The sequence below is a fragment of the Pseudomonas bananamidigenes genome, assembly GCF_001679645.1.
In the GTDB taxonomy this organism is placed as follows: domain Bacteria; phylum Pseudomonadota; class Gammaproteobacteria; order Pseudomonadales; family Pseudomonadaceae; genus Aquipseudomonas; species Aquipseudomonas bananamidigenes.
In genome coordinates this window covers 27,049-47,224 of the sequence record NZ_LRUN01000016.1, presented here as the reverse complement: position 1 = coordinate 47,224, position 20,176 = coordinate 27,049, and the positions used below count along the sequence as shown (strand labels likewise).

Here is a 20,176-nt window from a genome sequence, read left to right as displayed (position 1 = left end):
AATTCAACAGTTTTTTGTTGGCTGATCTGCCGTCTTCGCGAGCAGGCTCGCTCCCACAAGGACGCAGCGTCAATCAGGTTTCATAGGATTCGCGATGAGCAATAACGCCTCTTTTTCGCCGCCCAGCCTGTTGCTCAGCACCATCGGTCTGTCGCTGGCGACTTTCATGCAAGTGCTCGACACCACCATCGCCAACGTGGCGCTGCCGACGATCTCCGGCAACCTCGGTGTGAGTTCGGAGCAGGGCACCTGGGTCATCACCTCGTTCGCCGTGAGCAATGCCATCGCACTGCCGCTCACCGGCTGGCTGAGCCGGCGTTTCGGTGAGGTGAAGCTGTTTCTCTGGGCCACCATGCTGTTTGTGCTGGCCTCGTTTCTCTGCGGCATTTCCACCTCGATGCCCGAGCTGATCGGTTTCCGGGTCCTGCAAGGGCTGGTGGCCGGGCCGCTGTACCCGATGACTCAGACGCTGTTGATCGCGGTGTACCCGCCCGCTAGGCGCGGCATGGCCCTGGCGTTGCTGGCGATGGTCACGGTGGTGGCGCCGATTGCCGGCCCGATTCTCGGTGGCTGGATCACCGACAGTTACAGCTGGCCGTGGATCTTCTTCATCAACGTGCCGATCGGTGTATTCGCGGTGATGGTGGTGCGTTCGCAACTGGCAAAACGCCCGGTGGTCACCAGCCGTCAACCGATGGATTACGTCGGGTTGATCACGCTCATCATCGGCGTGGGGGCGTTGCAGGTGATCCTCGACAAGGGCAATGACCTGGACTGGTTCGAGTCGAACTTCATCATCATCGGCGCGGCGATTTCGGTGATCGCCCTGGCGGTGTTCGTGATCTGGGAAATGACCGACCGGCATCCGGTGGTCAATCTGCGCCTGTTCGCCCACCGCAACTTCCGCATCGGTACGCTGGTGCTGGTGTTGGGTTACGCCGGATTCTTCGGCATCAACCTGATCCTGCCGCAGTGGTTGCAGACCCAGATGGGTTACACCGCGACCTGGGCCGGTCTGGCGGTGGCGCCGATCGGGATTTTGCCGGTGCTGCTGTCACCGTTTGTCGGCAAGTACGCGCACAAGTTCGACCTGCGCCTGCTGGCCGGGCTGGCGTTCCTGGCGATCGGCCTGAGCTGCTTCATGCGTGCCGAATTCACCAACGAAGTGGACTTCCAGCACATTGCGCTGGTGCAGTTGTTCATGGGGATCGGCGTGGCGCTGTTCTTCATGCCGACCTTGAGCATCCTGATGTCCGACCTGCCGCCGAGCCAGATTGCCGACGGCGCCGGTCTGGCGACATTCCTGCGGACACTGGGCGGCAGCTTTGCGGCGTCGCTGACCACCTGGATCTGGATTCGCCGGGCGGATCAGCATCATGCCTACATGAGCGAAAGCATCAGCACCTATGAGCCGGCGACCCGTGAGGCGCTGAATCAATTGGGCGGGGCGAGCAACCCGGCGTATGCGCAGCTCGATCATGTGCTGACGAGTCAGGCGTACATGCTTTCCACCGTGGATTACTTCACGCTCTTGGGGTGGGGGTTCATGGGGTTGATCTTGATTGTCTGGCTGGCCAAACCGCCGTTTGCTGCCAAGGCAGGTCCGGCGGCCAGCGGTCATTAAGTTTGCAAGATCGTTCCCGCGCTCTGCGTGGGAATGCCTCAATGGACGCTCCGCGTCCGCTTCGGCATGGGACGCGGAGCGTCCCGGGCTGCATTCCCACGCAGAGCGTGGGAACGATCATCAAACGGTGGCAGGGGCGGGCAGTGCCGGCGGCGGGGCAAAATCAAACGGCGCCAACGCAAACCCGTTCTCATCCACCTGCAACGCCCAGCCCTGACGATCCCAGTCCCCCAGCACAATCCGCTTTGCCGCCTGATCGCCAATCTGCAACTTGTGGATGGCCGGGCGGTGGGTGTGCCCGTGCACCAGGGTTTTCACCCCGTACTCCTGCATGATCCGCGGAATTTCCTCCGGCGTGACATCGACGATGTCATTGGCCTTCATCCGTGTCTGTGCGCGGCTTTCGCTGCGCAGCTTGCGCGCCAGTTTGTGGCGGGTGCGCAAGGGCAGATGGCGCAGGATGAACAGGGTGACCGGGTTGCGCAGGTAGCGACGCAGCTTCATGTAGGCTTCGTCGCGGGTGCAGAGGCTGTCGCCATGCATCAGCAGCACCGGCTCGCCTGCGAGCTGCACGACACTCGGGTCTTTCAACAGCGTGCAGCCGGCCTCCTTGCAGAAAGCCTTGCCGAGCAAAAAGTCGCGATTGCCGTGCATCAGAAATATGGCCGTGCCGCTGTCGCTCAATTCGCGCAGGGCCTGGCAGATGGAGCGCTGGAAAGGGGTCATGGCGTCGTCGCCGATCCATGCCTCGAAAAAGTCGCCCAGAATGTACAACGCACTCGCCGAGCGGGCGCGTCCGGCGAGCAAATCCAGAAACGCCCGGGTGATGTCCGGGCGCTCCTCTTCCAGATGCAAGTCTGAAATCAGCAATATCACGCTTCGATGATCTCGGCTTTCTCGATGATCACGTCGTCGTTTGGTACGTCCTGGTGGCCAGCCTTGGAGCCGGTTGCCACTTTCTTGATGCTGTCGACCACTTCAGTACCGGCGGTCACTTTGCCGAATACCGCGTAGCCCCAGCCCTGAACGTTCTTGCCGCTGTGGTTCAGGAAAGTGTTGTCGGCCACGTTGATGAAGAACTGCGCAGAAGCCGAATGCGGCTCCATGGTGCGGGCCATGGCGATGGTGTACTTGTCGTTGGAAAGACCGTTGTCGGCTTCGTTCTGGATGCTTGGACGCTTGTCTTTCTTTTCTTTCATGCCTGGCTCGAAACCGCCGCCCTGGATCATGAAGTTACCGATGACACGGTGGAAAACGGTGTTTTCGTAGTGACCGGCTTTGACGTATTCGATGAAGTTGGCCACGGTGATCGGGGCTTTTTCAGCGTTCAGTTCGATGACGATGTCACCGTGGTTGGTGGTCAGTTTGACTTGAGTCATGGTCATTACTCTTAAAAAGGAATTCGTGGTCTTGGAGCCTCACGCCCCGCAACCGGTTCAGCCTGCTTCGGCCAAGGAGCGCAGTTTAGCGTGACAGACGCGAATTTCGAGGCAGTTTTTCAATTGCCGACGATTAAATGCACGCCTTTATAAGGGCCTGCTCTGTCAGCCCCTTGACAGCATCGGCTATGATAGCGGCTTTGTTTTGTCTGGCCCCCTTTGCGGCCGCGCACATGTAAGTCAAGGATCCTATGAGCAAGCCCACTGTCGACCCTACCTCGAATGCCAAGTCCGGTCCTGCCGTGCCGGTCAATTTCCTGCGGCCGATCATCCAGGCAGACCTGGACTCGGGCAAGCACACCCAGATCGTCACCCGTTTCCCGCCTGAGCCCAACGGCTACCTGCACATCGGCCATGCCAAGTCGATCTGCGTGAATTTCGGCCTGGCCCAGGAGTTCGGCGGCGTGACGCACCTGCGTTTCGACGACACCAATCCGGCCAAGGAAGACCAGGAATACATCGACGCCATCGAACGTGACGTCAAATGGCTGGGCTTCGAGTGGTCCGGCGAAGTGCGCTATGCCTCGCAATACTTCGATCAGCTGCACGACTGGGCCGTCGAGCTGATCAAGGCCGGCAAGGCCTACGTCGACGACCTGACGCCTGAACAGGCCAGGGAATACCGCGGCAGCCTGACCGAGCCGGGCAAGAACAGCCCGTTCCGCGACCGTTCGGTGGAAGAGAACCTGGACTTGTTCGCCCGCATGCGCGCCGGCGAGTTCCCGGACGGCGCCCGCGTGCTGCGCGCCAAGATCGACATGGCCTCGCCGAACATGAACCTGCGCGACCCGATCATGTACCGCATCCGCCACGCCCATCACCATCAGACCGGCGACAAGTGGTGCATCTACCCGAACTACGACTTCACCCACGGTCAGTCGGACGCCATCGAAGGCATCACCCACTCGATCTGCACCCTGGAGTTCGAAAGCCATCGTCCGCTGTACGAGTGGTTTCTCGACGCACTGCCGGTGCCGGCGCACCCGCGTCAGTACGAGTTCAGCCGTCTGAACCTCAACTACACCATCACCAGCAAGCGCAAGCTCAAGCAACTGGTGGACGAGAAACACGTCAACGGCTGGGACGATCCGCGCATGTCCACGTTGTCGGGCTTCCGTCGCCGGGGCTACACGCCGGCATCGATCCGCAACTTCTGCGAAATGATCGGCACCAACCGTTCCGACGGCGTGGTCGACTTCGGCATGCTCGAGTTCAGCATCCGTCAGGACCTGGACGCGAACGCCCCGCGTGCCATGTGCGTGCTGCGCCCGCTGAAAGTAGTGATCACCAACTACCCTGAAGATCAGGTCGAAAACCTCGAACTGCCGCGTCATCCGCAGAAAGAGGAACTCGGTGTGCGCAAGCTGCCGTTCGCCCGTGAAATCTACATCGACCGCGATGACTTCATGGAAGAGCCGCCAAAGGGCTACAAGCGTCTGGAACCGAACGGCGAAGTGCGTCTGCGCGGCAGCTACGTGATCCGTGCCGACGAAGCGATCAGGGACGCCGAGGGCAACATCGTCGAGCTGCGTTGCTCGTACGATCCGGACACCCTGGGCAAGAACCCTGAAGGCCGCAAGGTCAAAGGCGTGATCCACTGGGTGCCGGCTGCTGCCAGCGTCGAGTGCGAAGTGCGTCTGTACGATCGCCTGTTCCGCTCTCCGAACCCGGAGAAGGCCGAAGACAGCGCCAGTTTCCTGGACAACATCAATCCTGACTCACTGCAAGTGCTGACCGGTTGTCGTGCCGAACCCTCGCTGGGCAATGCACAGCCGGAAGACCGTTTCCAGTTCGAGCGCGAAGGTTACTTCGTCGCGGATCTCAAGGACTCGAAACCAGGTCAGCCGGTATTCAACCGTACCGTGACCCTGCGTGACTCGTGGGGCCAGTGATTCTGCGTCAAGGAAATTAAAGTGCTGACGATCTACAACACGCTCACCAAGAGCAAAGAAGTCTTCAAGCCGCTGGATGGCAACAAGGTGCGCATGTACGTCTGCGGGATGACCGTGTACGACTACTGCCACCTGGGCCATGGCCGCAGCATGGTCGCGTTCGACCTGGTGACCCGCTGGTTGCGGTTCAGCGGGTATGACCTGACCTACGTGCGCAACATCACCGACATCGACGACAAGATCATCAACCGGGCCAACGAGAACGGCGAGTCGTTCGAAGCGTTGACCGAGCGCATGATCGCCGCGATGCACGAAGACGAAGCGCGCCTGAATATCAGGAAGCCGGACATGGAGCCGCGCGCCACGGATCACATTCCGGGCATGCATGCGATGATCCAGACCCTGATCGACAAGGGTTACGCCTACGCCCCGGGCAATGGCGACGTGTACTACCGCGTCGGCAAGTTCATGGGCTACGGCAAGCTGTCACGCAAGAAGGTCGAAGACCTGCGCATCGGTGCGCGGATCGAAGTCGACGAAGCCAAGGAAGATCCGCTGGACTTCGTGCTGTGGAAAGGCGTCAAGCCGGGCGAGCCGAGCTGGGAATCGCCGTGGGGCGCCGGACGTCCGGGCTGGCACATCGAGTGCTCGGTGATGTCCACCTGCTGCCTCGGTGAGACCTTCGACATTCATGGCGGCGGCAGCGATCTGGAGTTCCCGCACCACGAAAACGAAATCGCCCAGAGCGAAGCGGCTACCGGCAAGACCTACGCCAATGCGTGGATGCATTGCGGCATGATCCGTATCAATGGCGAGAAGATGTCCAAGTCCTTGAACAACTTCTTCACCATTCGCGACGTGCTCGACAAGTACCATCCGGAAGTCGTGCGTTACCTGCTGGTGTCGAGCCACTACCGCAGCGCGATCAACTACTCGGAAGACAACCTCAAGGACGCCAAGGGCGCCCTGGAGCGTTTCTACCACGCGTTGAAAGGCCTGCCGAGCGTTGCCCCGGCTGGCGGCGAAGCCTTCGTCGAGCGTTTCACCACGGTGATGAACGACGACTTCGGCACGCCGGAAGCCTGCGCCGTGCTGTTCGAAATGGTGCGTGAGATCAACCGTCTGCGCGAGAGCGATCTCGATGCGGCGGCCGGTCTGGCGGCGCGCCTGAAGGAACTGGCCAGCGTACTGGGTGTGTTGCAGCTCGAAGCCGATGACTTCCTGCAGGCCGGCGCCGAAGGGCGTGTCGATGCCGCCGAAGTCGAGGCACTGATCGCGGCGCGTCTGGCGGCACGTGCCGGCAAGGACTGGGCCGAGTCCGACCGCATCCGCGACCAGCTCACTGCCATGGGCGTGGTGCTGGAAGACGGCAAGGGTGGCACGACCTGGCGTCTGGCTGACTGATTGCTGTGATTGCTGCAAACAAAACCCGCCTTGTGCGGGTTTTTGTTTTTCTGCTGGTTGAGAGACTTGTGTTGACCTGAGATTACGCCCTCACCCTAACCCTCTCCCCCAGGAGAGGGGACTGAATGGGGGATGCTGAAGATATCCGGTGGCCTGAAAATAAAGCTTTGAATTAACAATCGACTGGATCTTTCAGGTCGATGTAGTACGCCAGACGCCTCGGTCGGCTCCCTCTCCCCTTGGGAGAGGGCTGGGGTGAGGGGTTGCTTTTGGCGTTCGCGTAGGTCCTGATGTTGCACGCAGCAGGAAGCTCATCAGCGGCGAATCCAACAACGGAGACATCATGGCAAACCACTATCGCGAACTCCTGACAACCCCCGGTGCAACGGGGTTGGTGCTCGCGAGCGCTATCGCGCGATTGCCACAGGCGATGATCGGCATCGGCATCATTACCATGTTGGTGGAGCAAACCGGTGTCTACTGGCTGGCCGGCGCAGTCGCCGGTACGTTCACCCTCGCCAATGCACTGATCGGCCCGTACATCTCGAAACTCGTCGATCAGCGTGGGCAGAGCCGCGTGCTGCCTGTCGTGACGACTTTCAGCATCGGCATGTTGCTGGCCCTGATCTTCGTCGTCCATATGAGCGCGCCGGCGGCGTTATTTTTTATTCTGGCTGGATTGGCGGGCACGATGCCGAGCATGCCGTCGATGATCCGGGCACGCTGGACGCAATTGTTCCGAGGCAAGCCGCAGCTGCACACGGCGTTCTCTCTGGATTCGGTGTTGACCGAACTCGCTTACATCATCGGCCCACCCTTGGCGATCGGTTTGAGCGTGAGCCTTTTTGCCGAGGCCGGGCCGCTGGTCGCGGTCGGGCTGCTGGCCGTCGGGGTGACGGCGTTTCTCCTGCAGCGTCAGACCGAGCCCAAGGTAGTTGTGGGCCATACGAGGCATGCGGGTTCAACCTTGCTGATTCCCGGTGTTTCCACCATCGTGCTGGCATTGTTGGCGATGGGCGCAATCGGAGGATCGATCGATGTCGCCGTTGTCGCCTTCGCCAATGCACAAGGCTGGCCTGCCTCTGCGACCTTCATCCTGGCCGCCTATGCGTTCGGGTCGCTGGTGGCGGGCCTGACGTTTGGTGCCTTGAGGGTTTCCCGGCCGATAGAAAAGCAGTTCTTTGTCGGGATATTGGTCACAGCAATCACAGGCGTATTGCCTTTGTTCGCACCAGACGTTTATGTCCTCTCGGCGATGCTGTTTATCGCCGGCCTGTCGTTCGCGCCAACGATGGTCGTGGTCATGAAACTGGGGACGATCATCCTCCCGCCGTCGAGGATCACCGAAGGGCTGACATGGATGTCCACCGGCATCAGCATTGGCGTCGCCCTGGGAGGGTTGCTTTCGGGTCTGATCGTTGATGCTTATGGCGCTCGTGCAGGTTTTGGCGTAGCCGTTCTCGCCGGGCTGGGGATGCTGATAGTGGTGTTGCTCGGGTTGCGTACATTGGGTGCGGTGGGCCTTAGCTCAACAGACCTTTGCTGACCGCCACGATCAGGAAGACTCCGAGCAGCGCGCGGTAAATCACGAAAGGCCAGGTGGAGAACTTCTCCAGAAAACGCATCAGGCCCCAGATCGCGAAAAATGCCGAGATACTGGCAATCACCAGCCCGAAAATCAGGTGCGCCCAGACTTGCGCCGGCAGTTGCGCATGGAACAACACCCACAACTCCTTCAACCCCGCCAGCGCGATGGCCGGCAAACCGAGGAGAAAGGAGAAACGTGCCGCTTCCTCACGTTTGAAGTTGAGGAACAGCGCCGCCGTCAACGTTGACCCGGAACGCGAAACCCCGGGTATCAGCGCCCCGATCTGTGCAATGCCGACGATCAGCGCATCACGCAGACGCATTTCGCCGACGGTGCGGCGGTGGCGACAGGTGAGCTCGGCAATCGCCAGCAGCACCGCCATTACCACGCAGGAAACCCCGATCACCATCAAGCTGCGCAATGGCGAGTTACAGGCATTGAGCGTCGAGGACAAGGCGATGCCGGCAATGCCGATGGGGAGGGTCGCCAGTACGATCGCCACCGCGAGAATGAACCATTGATTGTTGAAATCCCGTTGTCGCACGGCCTCCAGACTACCGGTCGCGACTTGTCTCACGTCGCGCCAGAAATAACTGACCACCGCCGCCAGTGCGGCCAGTTGCATGGCCGCGGAAAACGCCGAGCCGGGATCCGGCCAGCCGAGCAGGGCCGGGACGATGCGCATGTGGGCGGTGGAGGAAACGGGCAGCAATTCGGTGATGCCTTGAATGATGCCGAGGAAACCGATTTGCAGGTAATCCAGCGAGGCGAAGCCGATATCAAGGCCGGTAGAACAGATGTTGGTCAAAGAACGTACCCTGTGAGGATCAGGAAGAAGGGAAGCCTGAAACATTTCGTCACAGTCTAGTCGGTACGATCAATGGCTGCAGTGAAGGGTTTTTTAGGGTCTGCGGACTGACTCACTGGGGATCCGGGTAAGACTCTGTGTCGGCGCTTGCGTCAGCCTTCCGCCTGACGCAAGCGCTTGTAAAGGGTATTGCGGCTCACCCCCAACCGCCGTGCCAGATGGGAAATATTGCCCCCGGCCGCCTTCAACTCCCGGCTCAACGCTTCGCCATCATTCAGATCGATTGCCAGGGGGGCCGGCGTATCCAGCGGCTCCATTTCCAGATCGACAAAGAAATCATCCGGCAGATGTTCGGGCCGTATCGGTTGCTCTTCAGCCATGGCCAGCGCCACCTGCATCACGCTGCTGACCTGCCGCAGGTTGCCCGGCCATGGATGCCGGTCGAACAATTCCAGCACTTCGCGGCTCAAACCCGCCCATTGTGTGGGTTCGCGATGCTGTTCCCACAAACGCTTGAACAGCGCTGGTCTGTCGCTGCGCTCGCGCAGCGGCGGCAGTTCCAGGGTCAGGCCGCCGATGCGGTAGTACAAATCCTCGCGAAACCGCCCCAGTTGTACCTGTTCGCGCAGCGAGCGGTTGGTGGCGGAGATGATCCGCAGGTCCACCGGGAACAACTCGCTGCTGCCCACCGGTTGTACGCAACGCTCCTGCAACACGCGCAGCAGGCGGGCCTGGGTCGGCAGCGGCATGTCGCCGATTTCGTCGAGGAACAGCGTACCTTTGTCGGCCTTGCGGATCAGGCCGATGCTGCCTTTCTGGTTGGCGCCGGTAAAGGCGCCTTTTTCGTAGCCGAACAGTTCCGACTCCACCAGTTCGGCGGGGATGGCTGCGCAGTTAACGGCAATGAACGCCTGTTTGCTGCGGGAACTGGCCTGGTGCAGGGCTTTGACGAAGACTTCCTTGCCGACGCCGGTTTCACCATGGATCAGCAGTGGAATGTCTTTTTCCAGCAGCCGTTCGGCCTGGCGCACAGCCTTTTCCACGCGGCTGTCGCCGAAGTGCAGGGTGTTGAGGCTGATGCCTCTGGGTGAGGCAGGTTCGGGTTCTGCGGCAAACACCCGCGCCTGAACCGGTGCCTGTTTGGGCCGTTTCAACAGGCACTGGAATCGGTTGCGACCCGATGTCTGCAAGGAAAATGGCAAGCCGTCCGGCTGATTCAGCAACTCCAGCAATGACACCTTGAACAGACTTTCAACACTCACCCGTGACAGGCGCACGCCCAAAAGATTGTCGGCCCGGCGGTTGGCAGAGAGCACCTGGCCACTCTCATCGAAGATCAGCAGGCCTGCCCATTGGCTGTCCAGGTTGTTCAACCCGGTGTTGAAGGTCAGTTGAAAATGCTGGCCATGGAACAGGTTGAGGATCAGCCGGTTCTCCACGGTCTGGCTCATCATCTTGACCATGCCAAGGGTGTGCGAGGGCGGCAGGTAGCTGTCGCTGGACACATCGAGCACCGCGATGACCTTGCGCTCGGCGTTGAAAATCGGCGCGGCAGAGCCGGTCATGAACCGGTTGGCCTTGAGGAAATGCTCGTCATGCTCGATGTGCACCGCCTGTTCGCAGGCCAGTGCCGTGCCGATGGCATTGGTGCCGCTGGCGTGTTCCATCCAGCTCGCGCCGGCCTGAAAGCCCCGGGCCAGATTGGGCTCGATGAAACGCTGGGTGCCCCAGGACGTCAGCACCTGGCCCTGATTGTCGGCCAGCATGATCAGGCAATTGGAGTTGCTGAGGATGTTTTCGTAGTAGGGCAGTACTTCCTGATGGGTGGTCTGCACCAGCGAATGATGGCTGTCGAGCAACTGCGCAATGCCGGAGGCGGGCAACTGATCGAATGCCGGAGCGCTTTGATGCTTGAGACCGAAGGCCCGGCAACGGGACCAGGAGTCCTGGACGATGGCGTCATGGGAAAGCGGCGGGGCAGGTGCGGACATGGCAGTCAGCCTCTGAAAGCAGCGTTTTTATTGTTGTTATGAGCGCTAACCCTGGAACAACACAGTTCAAACCTGTGGGAGCGAGCTTGCTCGCGATAGCGGAGTGTCATTCAGCACATTTATTGACTGATCCAACACTATCGCGAGCAAGCTCGCTCCCACAGGTTCTTTATCAGAACCATCGATAGAGTGTTGTTCACCATTGTTCATTGTCAATCGTTGAACTGTTCAAATGTGTTCAGCAATGAAGGTTGTTTGCTTGTGTTTTCGGCGATTTTCGCGGCGAATCAACGGCTTGGGGTTTCTGGCACGAATGTCGCTCTGTTGCACACATCGCTTGACTCCAATAATAAAAAGGCCGAGCCATGTCACTTACCCTGGAGCACGTCAGCCGCACCGTCGACGGCCAGACCTGGATCGACGATGCGAATCTGAAATTCGAACCCGGATCCTTCAACGTTCTGCTCGGACGCACGTTGTCCGGCAAGACCAGCCTCATGCGTCTGATGGCCGGTCTGGACAAGCCCGACAGCGGGCGCATTCTGATGAGCGGGGTTGATGTTACTCAGCGCCCGGTGCGTCTGCGCAACGTGTCGATGGTCTATCAGCAGTTCATCAACTACCCGACCATGACGGTCTTCGAGAACATCGCTTCGCCGCTGCGCCAGGCCGGGATGTCCAACGAGCAGATCCAGAGCAAGGTGCAGGACACCGCGAAGATGCTGCGCATCGAGAAATTCTTGCAGCGTTATCCGCTGGAGCTGTCCGGCGGTCAGCAACAGCGCACCGCCATGGCCCGGGCGCTGGTCAAGGATGCCGAGTTGATCCTGTTCGATGAGCCGCTGGTCAACCTCGACTACAAACTGCGCGAAGAACTGCGTCAGGAAATGCGTGAGCTGTTCAAGGCGCGCCACACCATCGCCATCTACGCCACCACTGAACCCAACGAAGCGCTGGCGCTGGGCGGCACCACCACGCTTCTTCACGAAGGCCGGGTGATCCAGAGCGGCCTGTCGACCGAGGTCTATCACCAGCCGCAAACGGTGCTGGCGGCTGAATTGTTCTCCGAGCCGCCGATCAACCTGATGCCGGGACGTATCGCCGGCAACGAAGTCAGCTTCGCCAATTTCGTGCACTTTCCGCTGAACGTCGATTTACGTGCGGTCGGTGAGGGCGAGTTCCGTTTCGGCGTGCGCCCGAGCCATATCTCGCTGGTGCCGAGCAACGACGATGACCTGGAACTGGCGGTGACGGTCGAGGTGGCGGAGATCAGCGGCTCGGAAACCTTCCTGCATGTGCGCAACGAGCATTTCCTGCTGGTACTGCACCTCCCCGGCGTTCACGAGTACGACGTCGATGCGCCGATCCGCGTCTATATCCCGACCCATAAACTGTTCGTGTTCGATGCGCAGGGCCGTCTGGTGCAGGCACCGGGCCGGCGCATCGCGAGGGTTGCCTGATGGCCGAAATCCGTTTGCAACACCTCGCCCACAGCTACAGCAAAACCCCGAGCGGGCCGGAAGACTACGCGATCCGCGAGATGGACCACATCTGGGAGCAGGGCGGCGCCTATGCCTTGCTCGGCCCGTCAGGTTGCGGCAAGTCGACCTTGCTCAACATCATTTCCGGCCTGCTCAGCCCGTCCCAGGGGCATGTGCTGTTCGACGGCCAGGCGGTCAACGACCTGACCCCGGAGAAACGCAACATCGCCCAGGTTTTCCAGTTTCCGGTGGTCTACGACACCATGACCGTGTTCGACAACCTGGCCTTTCCGCTGCGCAATCAGGGGCTGGGCGAGGCGAAGGTGCACAGCAAGGTGCAGGAAATTGCCGAAGTCCTCGACCTGCAAAACCTGCTGAACAAAAAGGCACGCAACCTTACCGCCGACGAAAAACAGAAAGTCTCCATGGGTCGTGGTCTGGTGCGCGACGACGTCTCGGCAATTCTGTTCGATGAGCCGCTGACGGTGATCGACCCGCACCTGAAATGGAAACTGCGGCGCAAGCTCAAGCAGATCCACGAGCAGTTCAACATCACCATGGTCTACGTCACCCACGATCAGCTGGAGGCCTCGACCTTCGCCGACAAGATCGCGGTGATGTACGGCGGTCAGATCGTCCAGTTCGGTACGCCACGGGAATTGTTCGAGCGGCCAAGTCACACCTTCGTCGGTTACTTCATTGGCAGTCCCGGAATGAACCTGATCGATGTGCAGCCGCAGCCGGGCGGAGTGGGTTTCAACTCGACCCACCTGCCGCTGCCCGACGCGCTGCAACGGCATATCGAGCACGGCCAGTGGAAAAACCTGAAGGTCGGCATCCGCCCCGAATTCGTTCATGTATGGGACGAGCCGTTCGATGACGCGATGCAGGCGCGGGTCGTACACGTCGAAGACCTCGGCACCTACAAGATCATGACTCTGGATCTGGACGGCGCACCGCTGAAAGTGCGTCTGGCCGAAGACAAACCGGTGCCGCAGGGCACGGCGTATATCAGTTTCCCGGCGCAATGGCTGATGGTCTATGCCGACGAGTTTCTGCTGGATGCCACCGACAGCGAGGTACAGCCATGAACAAGGTGCAGAACAACAAGGCCTGGTGGCTGGTGTTGCCGGTGTTCCTGTTGGTAGCGTTCAGCGCAGTAATCCCGATGATGACCGTGGTCAACTACTCGGTGCAGGACATCTTCGACCAGTCCAGTCGCTACTTCGTCGGCGCCGACTGGTACAAGCAGGTGTTGCTCGATCCACGGCTGCACGACTCGTTGCTGCGCCAGTTCATCTATTCGGCGTGTGTGCTGCTGATCGAAATTCCGCTGGGAATTGCCATTGCCCTGACCATGCCGACCAAAGGCCGCTGGTCGTCGGCAGTGCTGATCGTGCTGGCGATTCCGCTGCTGATTCCATGGAACGTGGTCGGCACCATCTGGCAGATTTTCGGCCGCGCCGACATCGGTCTGATGGGGTCAAGCCTGAACGCCATGGGCATCAGCTACAACTACGCGGCCAACACCATGGATGCATGGGTGACGGTGCTGGTGATGGACGTGTGGCACTGGACGTCGCTGGTGGCGCTGCTGTGTTTTTCCGGGCTGCGGGCCATTCCCGATGTGTATTACCAGGCGGCGCGGATCGACCGCGCTTCGGCCTGGGCGGTGTTCCGCCACATCCAGTTGCCCAAGCTGAAAAGCGTGCTGCTGATCGCGGTGATGCTGCGCTTCATGGACAGTTTCATGATCTACACCGAGCCGTTCGTGCTGACCGGTGGAGGACCGGGCAATGCCACGACCTTCCTGAGTCAGACCTTGACCCAGATGGCCGTAGGCCAATTCGACCTGGGGCCGGCGGCAGCCTTTTCGCTGGTGTATTTCCTGATCATCCTGCTGGTGTCCTGGCTGTTCTATACCGCCATGACCCACAGCGATGCCAACCGCTGAGGCCCGGCCATGAGCAAAAGAAAGCTTGTTCCGTTGCTGCTCTACATCCTGTTCCTGCTGGTGCCGATCTATTGGCTGCTGAACATGTCGTTCAAAAGCAACACCGAAATCCTCGGCGGCCTGACGCTGTTTCCCCAGGATTTCACGCTGCACAACTACAAGGTGATCTTCACCGATCCGAGCTGGTACACCGGTTACCTCAACTCGCTGTATTACGTGAGCCTGAACACGGTTATTTCCCTGAGCGTGGCGTTGCCGGCGGCCTATGCGTTTTCCCGTTACCGCTTTCTCGGCGACAAGCACCTGTTCTTCTGGCTGCTGACCAACCGCATGGCGCCGCCGGCAGTGTTCCTGCTGCCGTTCTTTCAGTTGTATTCGTCGATTGGCCTGTTCGACACCCATATCGCGGTGGCGCTGGCGCACTGCCTGTTCAACGTGCCGCTGGCAGTGTGGATTCTCGAAGGGTTCATGTCCGGCGTGCCGAAGGAAATCGACGAAACCGCCTACATCGATGGCTACAGCTTTCCCAGATTCTTCGTGAAGATCTTTGTCCCGCTGATCGGTTCAGGAATCGGTGTGACGGCGTTTTTCTGCTTCATGTTTTCCTGGGTCGAACTGCTGCTGGCGCGCACGCTGACTTCGGTGAACGCCAAACCGATCGCGGCGGTGATGACGCGCACGGTGTCGGCGTCAGGGATCGACTGGGGTGTGCTGGCAGCGGCGGGGGTCTTGACCATTCTGCCGGGCATGCTGGTGATCTGGTTTGTTCGCAACCATGTGGCCAAGGGCTTTGCCCTGGGCCGGGTCTGAGGAAACGATGATGGAATGGATGAGCTGGACAGTCCCGACGGCGGCGTTTTTCATCGTGATCGGCTTGATCCTGGTGGGCATGACCACTTGGGAACTGCGTTCGCCGAGCATCCTGCGGCGAGGTTTTCTGCCGATGGCCACCACCCGTGGCGATCGCTTGTTCATCGGTCTTCTCGGCAGCGCCTACCTGCATCTGCTGGTGATTGGCGTGACCGACTGGAGCATCTGGGTGGCGTCCGCGTTGTCCCTGGTGTGGCTGTTGGCTGTGATGCGTTGGGGCTAGTCGAATCGCTCGGCAATCTTGCTCCGAAAACCTAACAGGAGGTCTCTATGTTCGATAAGAAAAATAAGCTGCGACATAGCATTTCATTGGCAGCCATGCTGGCACTCAGCGGTTTGAGCGCCTCCGCCTGGGCCGATGCCTACGAGGACGCGGCAAAAAAATGGATCGGCAACGAGTTCAAGCCGTCGACCCTGACACCGGAGCAGCAACTTGAAGAACTGAAATGGTTCATCAAGGCCGCCGAGCCGTTTCGCGGGATGGACATCAAGGTCGTTTCCGAAACCCTGACTACTCACGAATATGAATCGAAGGTACTGGCCAAGGCCTTCAGCGAAATCACCGGGATCAAGCTCACCCATGACCTGCTGCAGGAAGGCGACGTCGTGGAAAAAATGCAGACGGTGATGCAGTCGGACAAGAACATCTATGACGGCTGGGTCAACGATTCGGACTTGATCGGCACGCACTTTCGCTATGGCAAGACCGAGTCGATCACCGACCTGATGGCCAACGAAGGCAAGAATTTCACCTCGCCGACCCTCGACATCAAGGACTTCATCGGCATTTCCTTCACCACCGCGCCGGACGGCAAGATTTATCAATTGCCCGATCAGCAGTTCGCCAACCTGTACTGGTTTCGCGCCGACTGGTTCGAACGCGCCGACCTGAAAGCCAAATTCAAGGAAAAGTACGGTTATGACCTGGGCGTGCCGGTGAACTGGTCCGCTTATGAAGACATCGCCAAATTCTTCAGCGAAGACGTCAAGGAAATCGACGGCAAGCGCGTTTACGGACACATGGACTATGGCAAGAAAGACCCGTCCCTGGGCTGGCGTTTCACCGATGCCTGGTTCTCCATGGCCGGTGGCGGGGACAAGGGCATTCCCAACGGTTTGCCGGTGGACGAGTGGGGCATTCGCGTCGAGGACTGCCATCCGGTGGGCTCCAGTGTGACCCGTGGCGGCGACACCAATGGCCCGGCGGCGGTGTTCGCCACGCAGAAATACGTCGACTGGCTCAAAGCGTATGCACCACCGGAAGCGGCGGGCATGACCTTCTCCGAGTCCGGTCCTGTGCCGTCCCAGGGCAACATTGCCCAGCAAATCTTCTGGTACACCGCGTTCACCGCCGACATGACCAAACCGGGCCTGCCGGTGGTCAACGCCGACGGCACGCCGAAATGGCGGATGGCGCCGTCGCCGCGCGGACCGTACTGGGAGCAGGGCATGAAACTGGGTTATCAGGACGTGGGTTCCTGGACGTTCATGAAGTCCACGCCCGAGAAGCAGAAACTCGCCGCCTGGTTGTACGCGCAGTTCGTGACCTCGAAAACCGTGTCGCTGAAGAAAACCATCGTCGGTCTGACGCCGATCCGCGAGTCGGACATCAACTCGCAGGCCATGACCGACCTGGCGCCGAAGCTTGGTGGTCTGGTCGAGTTCTATCGCAGCCCGGCCCGGGTGCAGTGGACGCCGACCGGCACCAACGTGCCGGACTATCCGCGTCTGGCACAACTGTGGTGGAGCCACATTGCCGAAGCCGCCAGCGGCGACAAGACCCCGCAAGAGGCGCTCGACGGCCTGGCCAAGGATCAGGACGCGATCATGACCCGTCTGGAACGCTCCAAGGCCCAGGCCACCTGCGCCCCGAAAATGAACCCGGAACGCGATGCGCAATACTGGTTCGATCAACCGGGCGCACCGAAACCGAAACTGGCCAACGAGAAACCGAAAGGCGAGACCGTGAGCTACAACGAACTGCTCAAGTCGTGGGAGGCGGCACGCCAGTAAGCGTTTGTGCGGGATGTAACGGCACCTTCGGGTGCCGTTTTTTTCAACTCTCGATTTCACGTTTCACCGCCCGGCGCACGGCTTTGAGAATGGCGCTTTCGAACGCGTTATGCCCGGCCTGCAGCAAACGGCAGTTTATGTTCATGCGCTGCCTGAGCCAGCGCACGCTGGCCATGCCGAAGGTATCGCGGATGCCCTGGATCAGCAGGGTGTTGTCATCGAGGATCAGGTGCTGGTCCTTCGGCTGGAAGAAATAGCCGTGCAGGTGGTAATGCAGCTCCAGACGTATGGCGAGCACCGCTTCCTGATCGACGAAGCGCTCCAGTGTGCCGGGGCAAACTGTCTGCCCCGTACGGCGCAAAACGGCATTCAACCATTCGATGGCGGCTTCTCGTTGTTGCGACGGGCAGCCTTCGCCGAGTACACGGAAAATGTCCCTGGCGCTCCGGCCTGATGCCGACTGCTGCATGAGTGCCTGATCGTAGGCCCGGACATTGGCCGAGAAAGGCACGAACACCGAAACCAGTGTGGTTTTCAGCAGGTGGCGGGGATAGCGCTGCTGGTACTGGATTGCCAGCCAACTGCCCCAGGAGACGCCCAGCACACTGATTTTTCTGAAGCCGAAGTGCTGGCGCAGGGCGTCGATGTCTTCCACGCAGAGCCCGGTGAAGTTGTCGCGCAGTTCACCATAAGGCGTCGAGCGCCCGCAGCCGCGTTGGTCAAACAGGATGACGTCGAAATGACGCAGGTCGAAGAATTCCAGGTGATGGCGACTGATTCGCCCGCCAGGGCCGCCATGCAGGAAAAACACCGGCTCGCCACCCGTGACGCCATGTCGTTCCCAATAGAGTTGATGACCATCGTCGGTCGAGTAAAAACCTCTGCCTTGCGGGGAAAACGTCATGCTTTCGCGACCTTCAGGCAATAGAACTGGAACAGTTCCATTTTTCCCGGACGCGCTGCAACGCTGGATTCCAGTTGCAGGTGGTGGGTGGCGGCGAGCCAGGTAACGGGAATCAGCACCGGAGTGTGACCGAAAACGAGGATTGTGCCGCCAGGCTTGACGCAACGGATGAGCGACTCGAATGCGGCCCGGGCTTCTCGGCGGGTCAAGACTTCGGCGTTCAGGAAACGCAGTATCAACACATCGCAGTGAATGCCCGCATCAAAGGCTTCAATCGCATCGAGCAAGCGGAACTCGACACGGGTGCCCCTGTGAACTTGTCTGGCGTGTTCGATCATCGAAGCCGAGCGATCGCTCCCCAGAAACCGACAGTCCGGCAGGGCGCGAGCGAGCCGGGTAATGAACTCGCCGGTCGAACAGGCCGGGTCGTAGATCATCGCGCCGGATTCGGCGTTTGCCTGAAGCAGCCCCGCGCAATGTTCGCGCAGATGTTGTTCATCGTCGTTCAACAGTTCGACCAGGGATTCACTGCATTGCCAGAAATCATCCGGGCAGACCGCTTCCCGGCCGCAGGCGTCAAGCACCGGAAACGGGAACACGATCTCGCTGTCAGCCTGACGCAATGCGCGTTCGAAGGTCTGCGCTTTTCGTTCGGCAGAAACCGCTCGAAACCCGATCGACAAACCCTCGTCACCCCACAACGAATGAAGATGGGGGCCCAGCAGCATGCCGGGCTTGAGTACGCTTGTGGCCTGCCATCGAAAATGCCGATCACGTTGCACAAGCTTGCGGCCGACCCAGACCTCGTCGTTCATTCGCAGGAAAAAAACATGATGCAGCCCGCTGCCGGATGGTTCGATGTACTGGCCGATATCGCCATTCACGTTCAGGTGAAGGTCCATGGAGCGGGCCAATGCCAGTTCCCGGGTACGATCGAGTCGATTCATTCGGCGGTTCTCTTCAGTGTGCGGCCCCGGGTCTGCGGAATGGCCACGTTGCCGCTGGAAACCACGAAGAAACGCTCCAGCCCGGGGATCACCACGTTGACCAGGGTTGTGCCAAGCGCGGTTTGCTTCAGTATCGAAGCCCCCAGCGTGCGGCCGTGGTTCTGCAGATCCCGGGTCAGCAGGCGCAGTTGCCGGGCCACGGTCAGGTCTTCACCGTGGGCGGGCAGCTTCATCTCGTGTTGAGCGCAGCGATGCAGCAAGGTCTGCAGATCGAAGCGGGCGCAGCGCAACAGGCGCGGGAAGGGCTGCAGGTTGCGCAGTGCATTGTTCAGTTGCCGTTGGTACTCGGGCTCGGCGGTGCTGAGCTGCAGTTGCACCAGTTCAGTAAGTGCCCGCCAGGCTGCATGACGCGGGTCGAGAGAGCTGCCGCTGCCGAACACCTGTGGAAGGGCTCCCGGTTTTGTCGTGAACGCCAGAAAGGTTCGCGCCTTGAACTCGCTGCTGATATCGACCAGTACGATTTCACCGCCGATTTCCTGTTCGGCATCGTTCCACAGACGGCCGAGCTCGTCGGCACCCTCGAGGCGGGCGACCCGTCGCAGGGGCGGAAGGTTCTCGTAGTAGAAATGGTCGAGCAGAAACAGTGACACGGCATCGCGCTCGATGCATTCGTTGGTAGCGTGCAACATCGCTTCGCTGCAAGTGGCGCCAATGGCGGTGCCGCTGTTGCTGGCATAACGTTGCACGGCGCGGCAGTCGGCCATGTCCGTTGACGAACAGGGACGTGTACCGTTGGGCGACGTCAGTGCAACCGGATAGGAAAACAGGTCTTGCCCCGATGGACTGACATAGCGCCGGCAGCGGATGCGCCTGTTTCGTTGGCAGGTCAGCCGGTGCAGAAGCGAATCATCGGCAAAGATTGGCGTGTCGTTGAAATAGTGCCCCGTCTTGAGGTGTCCTTCGGTGGCAGGTCGTTCATCCGTCCAATAATGCTCGAGGGCTTCATACAGCGCGCCCAGGTGAGCCTGATCCGCATAACCCTTGCCCCAGCCACGGGCACGGCGCCGGGCGTTGTCGTAAAGACTCGCCTGAACGGCAACGACGTTGCTGCCGATCGTGCGGGTTACCGGCGAAAGGCCCAGGCGTGAAAGCTCTGTTTGAATACGTTGCGCTGCCTGATCGGCCGTGAGCTCGCGCTCGGCCATCCTTGTCTTGTCCATGATTTCCATCCTGAAAGTCCGCAGGGGCGCGACGCCCCTGC

17 protein-coding genes are annotated in these 20,176 nt (G+C 60.1%); 10 read left to right on the top strand and 7 right to left on the bottom strand.

Going from position 1 to position 20,176, the window contains the following annotated elements; genetic code table 11:
- The first annotated feature begins 94 nt into the window (after positions 1-94).
- Complete coding sequence (locus tag BBF94_RS06965) at positions 95-1,624, top strand: DHA2 family efflux MFS transporter permease subunit (protein WP_065258310.1); 1,530 nt, start codon at positions 95-97, stop codon at positions 1,622-1,624.
- A 120-nt stretch (positions 1,625-1,744) separates the two neighbouring features.
- On the opposite strand, the gene lpxH is transcribed toward BBF94_RS06965, so the two are convergent.
- Entirely contained in the window at positions 1,745-2,500 is a 756-nt protein-coding gene (lpxH, locus tag BBF94_RS06960; RefSeq protein WP_065258309.1) for a UDP-2,3-diacylglucosamine diphosphatase, read from the bottom strand.
- On the bottom strand, positions 2,497-3,003 hold the full coding sequence (locus tag BBF94_RS06955; RefSeq protein ID WP_065258308.1) for a peptidylprolyl isomerase: 507 nt from the start codon (positions 3,001-3,003) through the stop codon (positions 2,497-2,499). Before BBF94_RS06955 ends, lpxH begins: the two co-directional genes overlap by 4 nt.
- A 251-nt stretch (positions 3,004-3,254) precedes the next feature.
- Between BBF94_RS06955 and BBF94_RS06950 the strand changes: the two genes are divergently transcribed.
- From BBF94_RS06950 to BBF94_RS06940, 3 genes are all read left to right on the top strand, one after another.
- Positions 3,255-4,955, top strand: a complete 1,701-nt coding sequence (locus BBF94_RS06950) for a glutamine--tRNA ligase/YqeY domain fusion protein (RefSeq protein ID WP_065258307.1) — start codon at positions 3,255-3,257, stop codon at positions 4,953-4,955.
- 21 nt (positions 4,956-4,976) lie between these two features.
- Positions 4,977-6,359: a cysteine--tRNA ligase gene (cysS, locus tag BBF94_RS06945; protein ID WP_065258306.1), complete on the top strand. Its 1,383-nt coding sequence runs from the start codon at positions 4,977-4,979 to the stop codon at positions 6,357-6,359.
- Positions 6,360-6,702: 343 nt separating this feature from the next.
- Positions 6,703-7,905 (top strand): MFS transporter, encoded by a 1,203-nt coding sequence (locus BBF94_RS06940; RefSeq protein ID WP_065258305.1) that lies wholly within the window; start codon positions 6,703-6,705, stop codon positions 7,903-7,905.
- Here the strand turns inward: BBF94_RS06940 and BBF94_RS06935 are convergent.
- Both BBF94_RS06935 and BBF94_RS06930 read right to left on the bottom strand, forming a co-directional pair.
- Positions 7,883-8,755 (bottom strand): undecaprenyl-diphosphate phosphatase, encoded by an 873-nt coding sequence (locus BBF94_RS06935; protein ID WP_065258304.1) that lies wholly within the window; start codon positions 8,753-8,755, stop codon positions 7,883-7,885. The two genes, BBF94_RS06940 and BBF94_RS06935, sit on opposite strands and share 23 nt — an antisense overlap.
- A 152-nt stretch (positions 8,756-8,907) precedes the next feature.
- Positions 8,908-10,746, bottom strand: a complete 1,839-nt coding sequence (locus BBF94_RS06930; protein WP_065258303.1) for a sigma-54-dependent Fis family transcriptional regulator — start codon at positions 10,744-10,746, stop codon at positions 8,908-8,910.
- A 365-nt stretch (positions 10,747-11,111) separates the two neighbouring features.
- Between BBF94_RS06930 and BBF94_RS06925 the strand changes: the two genes are divergently transcribed.
- The 6 genes from BBF94_RS06925 to BBF94_RS06900 are packed head-to-tail and all read left to right on the top strand — an operon-like array spanning position 11,112 to position 17,064.
- Positions 11,112-12,206: an ABC transporter ATP-binding protein gene (locus BBF94_RS06925; protein WP_065258302.1), complete on the top strand. Its 1,095-nt coding sequence runs from the start codon at positions 11,112-11,114 to the stop codon at positions 12,204-12,206.
- Positions 12,206-13,318 (top strand): ABC transporter ATP-binding protein, encoded by a 1,113-nt coding sequence (locus BBF94_RS06920; RefSeq protein WP_065258301.1) that lies wholly within the window; start codon positions 12,206-12,208, stop codon positions 13,316-13,318. Before BBF94_RS06925 ends, BBF94_RS06920 begins: the two co-directional genes overlap by 1 nt.
- Complete coding sequence (locus BBF94_RS06915) at positions 13,315-14,181, top strand: carbohydrate ABC transporter permease (protein ID WP_065258300.1); 867 nt, start codon at positions 13,315-13,317, stop codon at positions 14,179-14,181. The genes BBF94_RS06920 and BBF94_RS06915 overlap by 4 nt, the downstream gene beginning before the upstream one ends.
- A 9-nt stretch (positions 14,182-14,190) precedes the next feature.
- Complete coding sequence (locus BBF94_RS06910; RefSeq protein WP_065258299.1) at positions 14,191-14,991, top strand: carbohydrate ABC transporter permease; 801 nt, start codon at positions 14,191-14,193, stop codon at positions 14,989-14,991.
- 10 nt (positions 14,992-15,001) lie between these two features.
- Complete coding sequence (locus BBF94_RS06905) at positions 15,002-15,274, top strand: DUF2160 domain-containing protein (protein WP_065258298.1); 273 nt, start codon at positions 15,002-15,004, stop codon at positions 15,272-15,274.
- Between the two features lie 47 nt (positions 15,275-15,321).
- On the top strand, positions 15,322-17,064 hold the full coding sequence (locus BBF94_RS06900; RefSeq protein WP_065258297.1) for an ABC transporter substrate-binding protein: 1,743 nt from the start codon (positions 15,322-15,324) through the stop codon (positions 17,062-17,064).
- Between the two features lie 43 nt (positions 17,065-17,107).
- Here BBF94_RS06900 and BBF94_RS06895 read toward each other — a convergent pair whose 3' ends face one another.
- The 3 genes from BBF94_RS06895 to BBF94_RS06885 are packed head-to-tail and all read right to left on the bottom strand — an operon-like array spanning position 17,108 to position 20,135.
- Positions 17,108-17,968, bottom strand: a complete 861-nt coding sequence (locus BBF94_RS06895; protein ID WP_065258296.1) for an alpha/beta fold hydrolase — start codon at positions 17,966-17,968, stop codon at positions 17,108-17,110.
- On the bottom strand, positions 17,965-18,915 hold the full coding sequence (locus BBF94_RS06890; RefSeq protein WP_065258295.1) for a class I SAM-dependent methyltransferase: 951 nt from the start codon (positions 18,913-18,915) through the stop codon (positions 17,965-17,967). Before BBF94_RS06890 ends, BBF94_RS06895 begins: the two co-directional genes overlap by 4 nt.
- Entirely contained in the window at positions 18,912-20,135 is a 1,224-nt protein-coding gene (locus tag BBF94_RS06885) for a YcaO-like family protein (RefSeq protein ID WP_065258294.1), read from the bottom strand. Before BBF94_RS06885 ends, BBF94_RS06890 begins: the two co-directional genes overlap by 4 nt.
- Positions 20,136-20,176 lie beyond the last annotated feature (41 nt).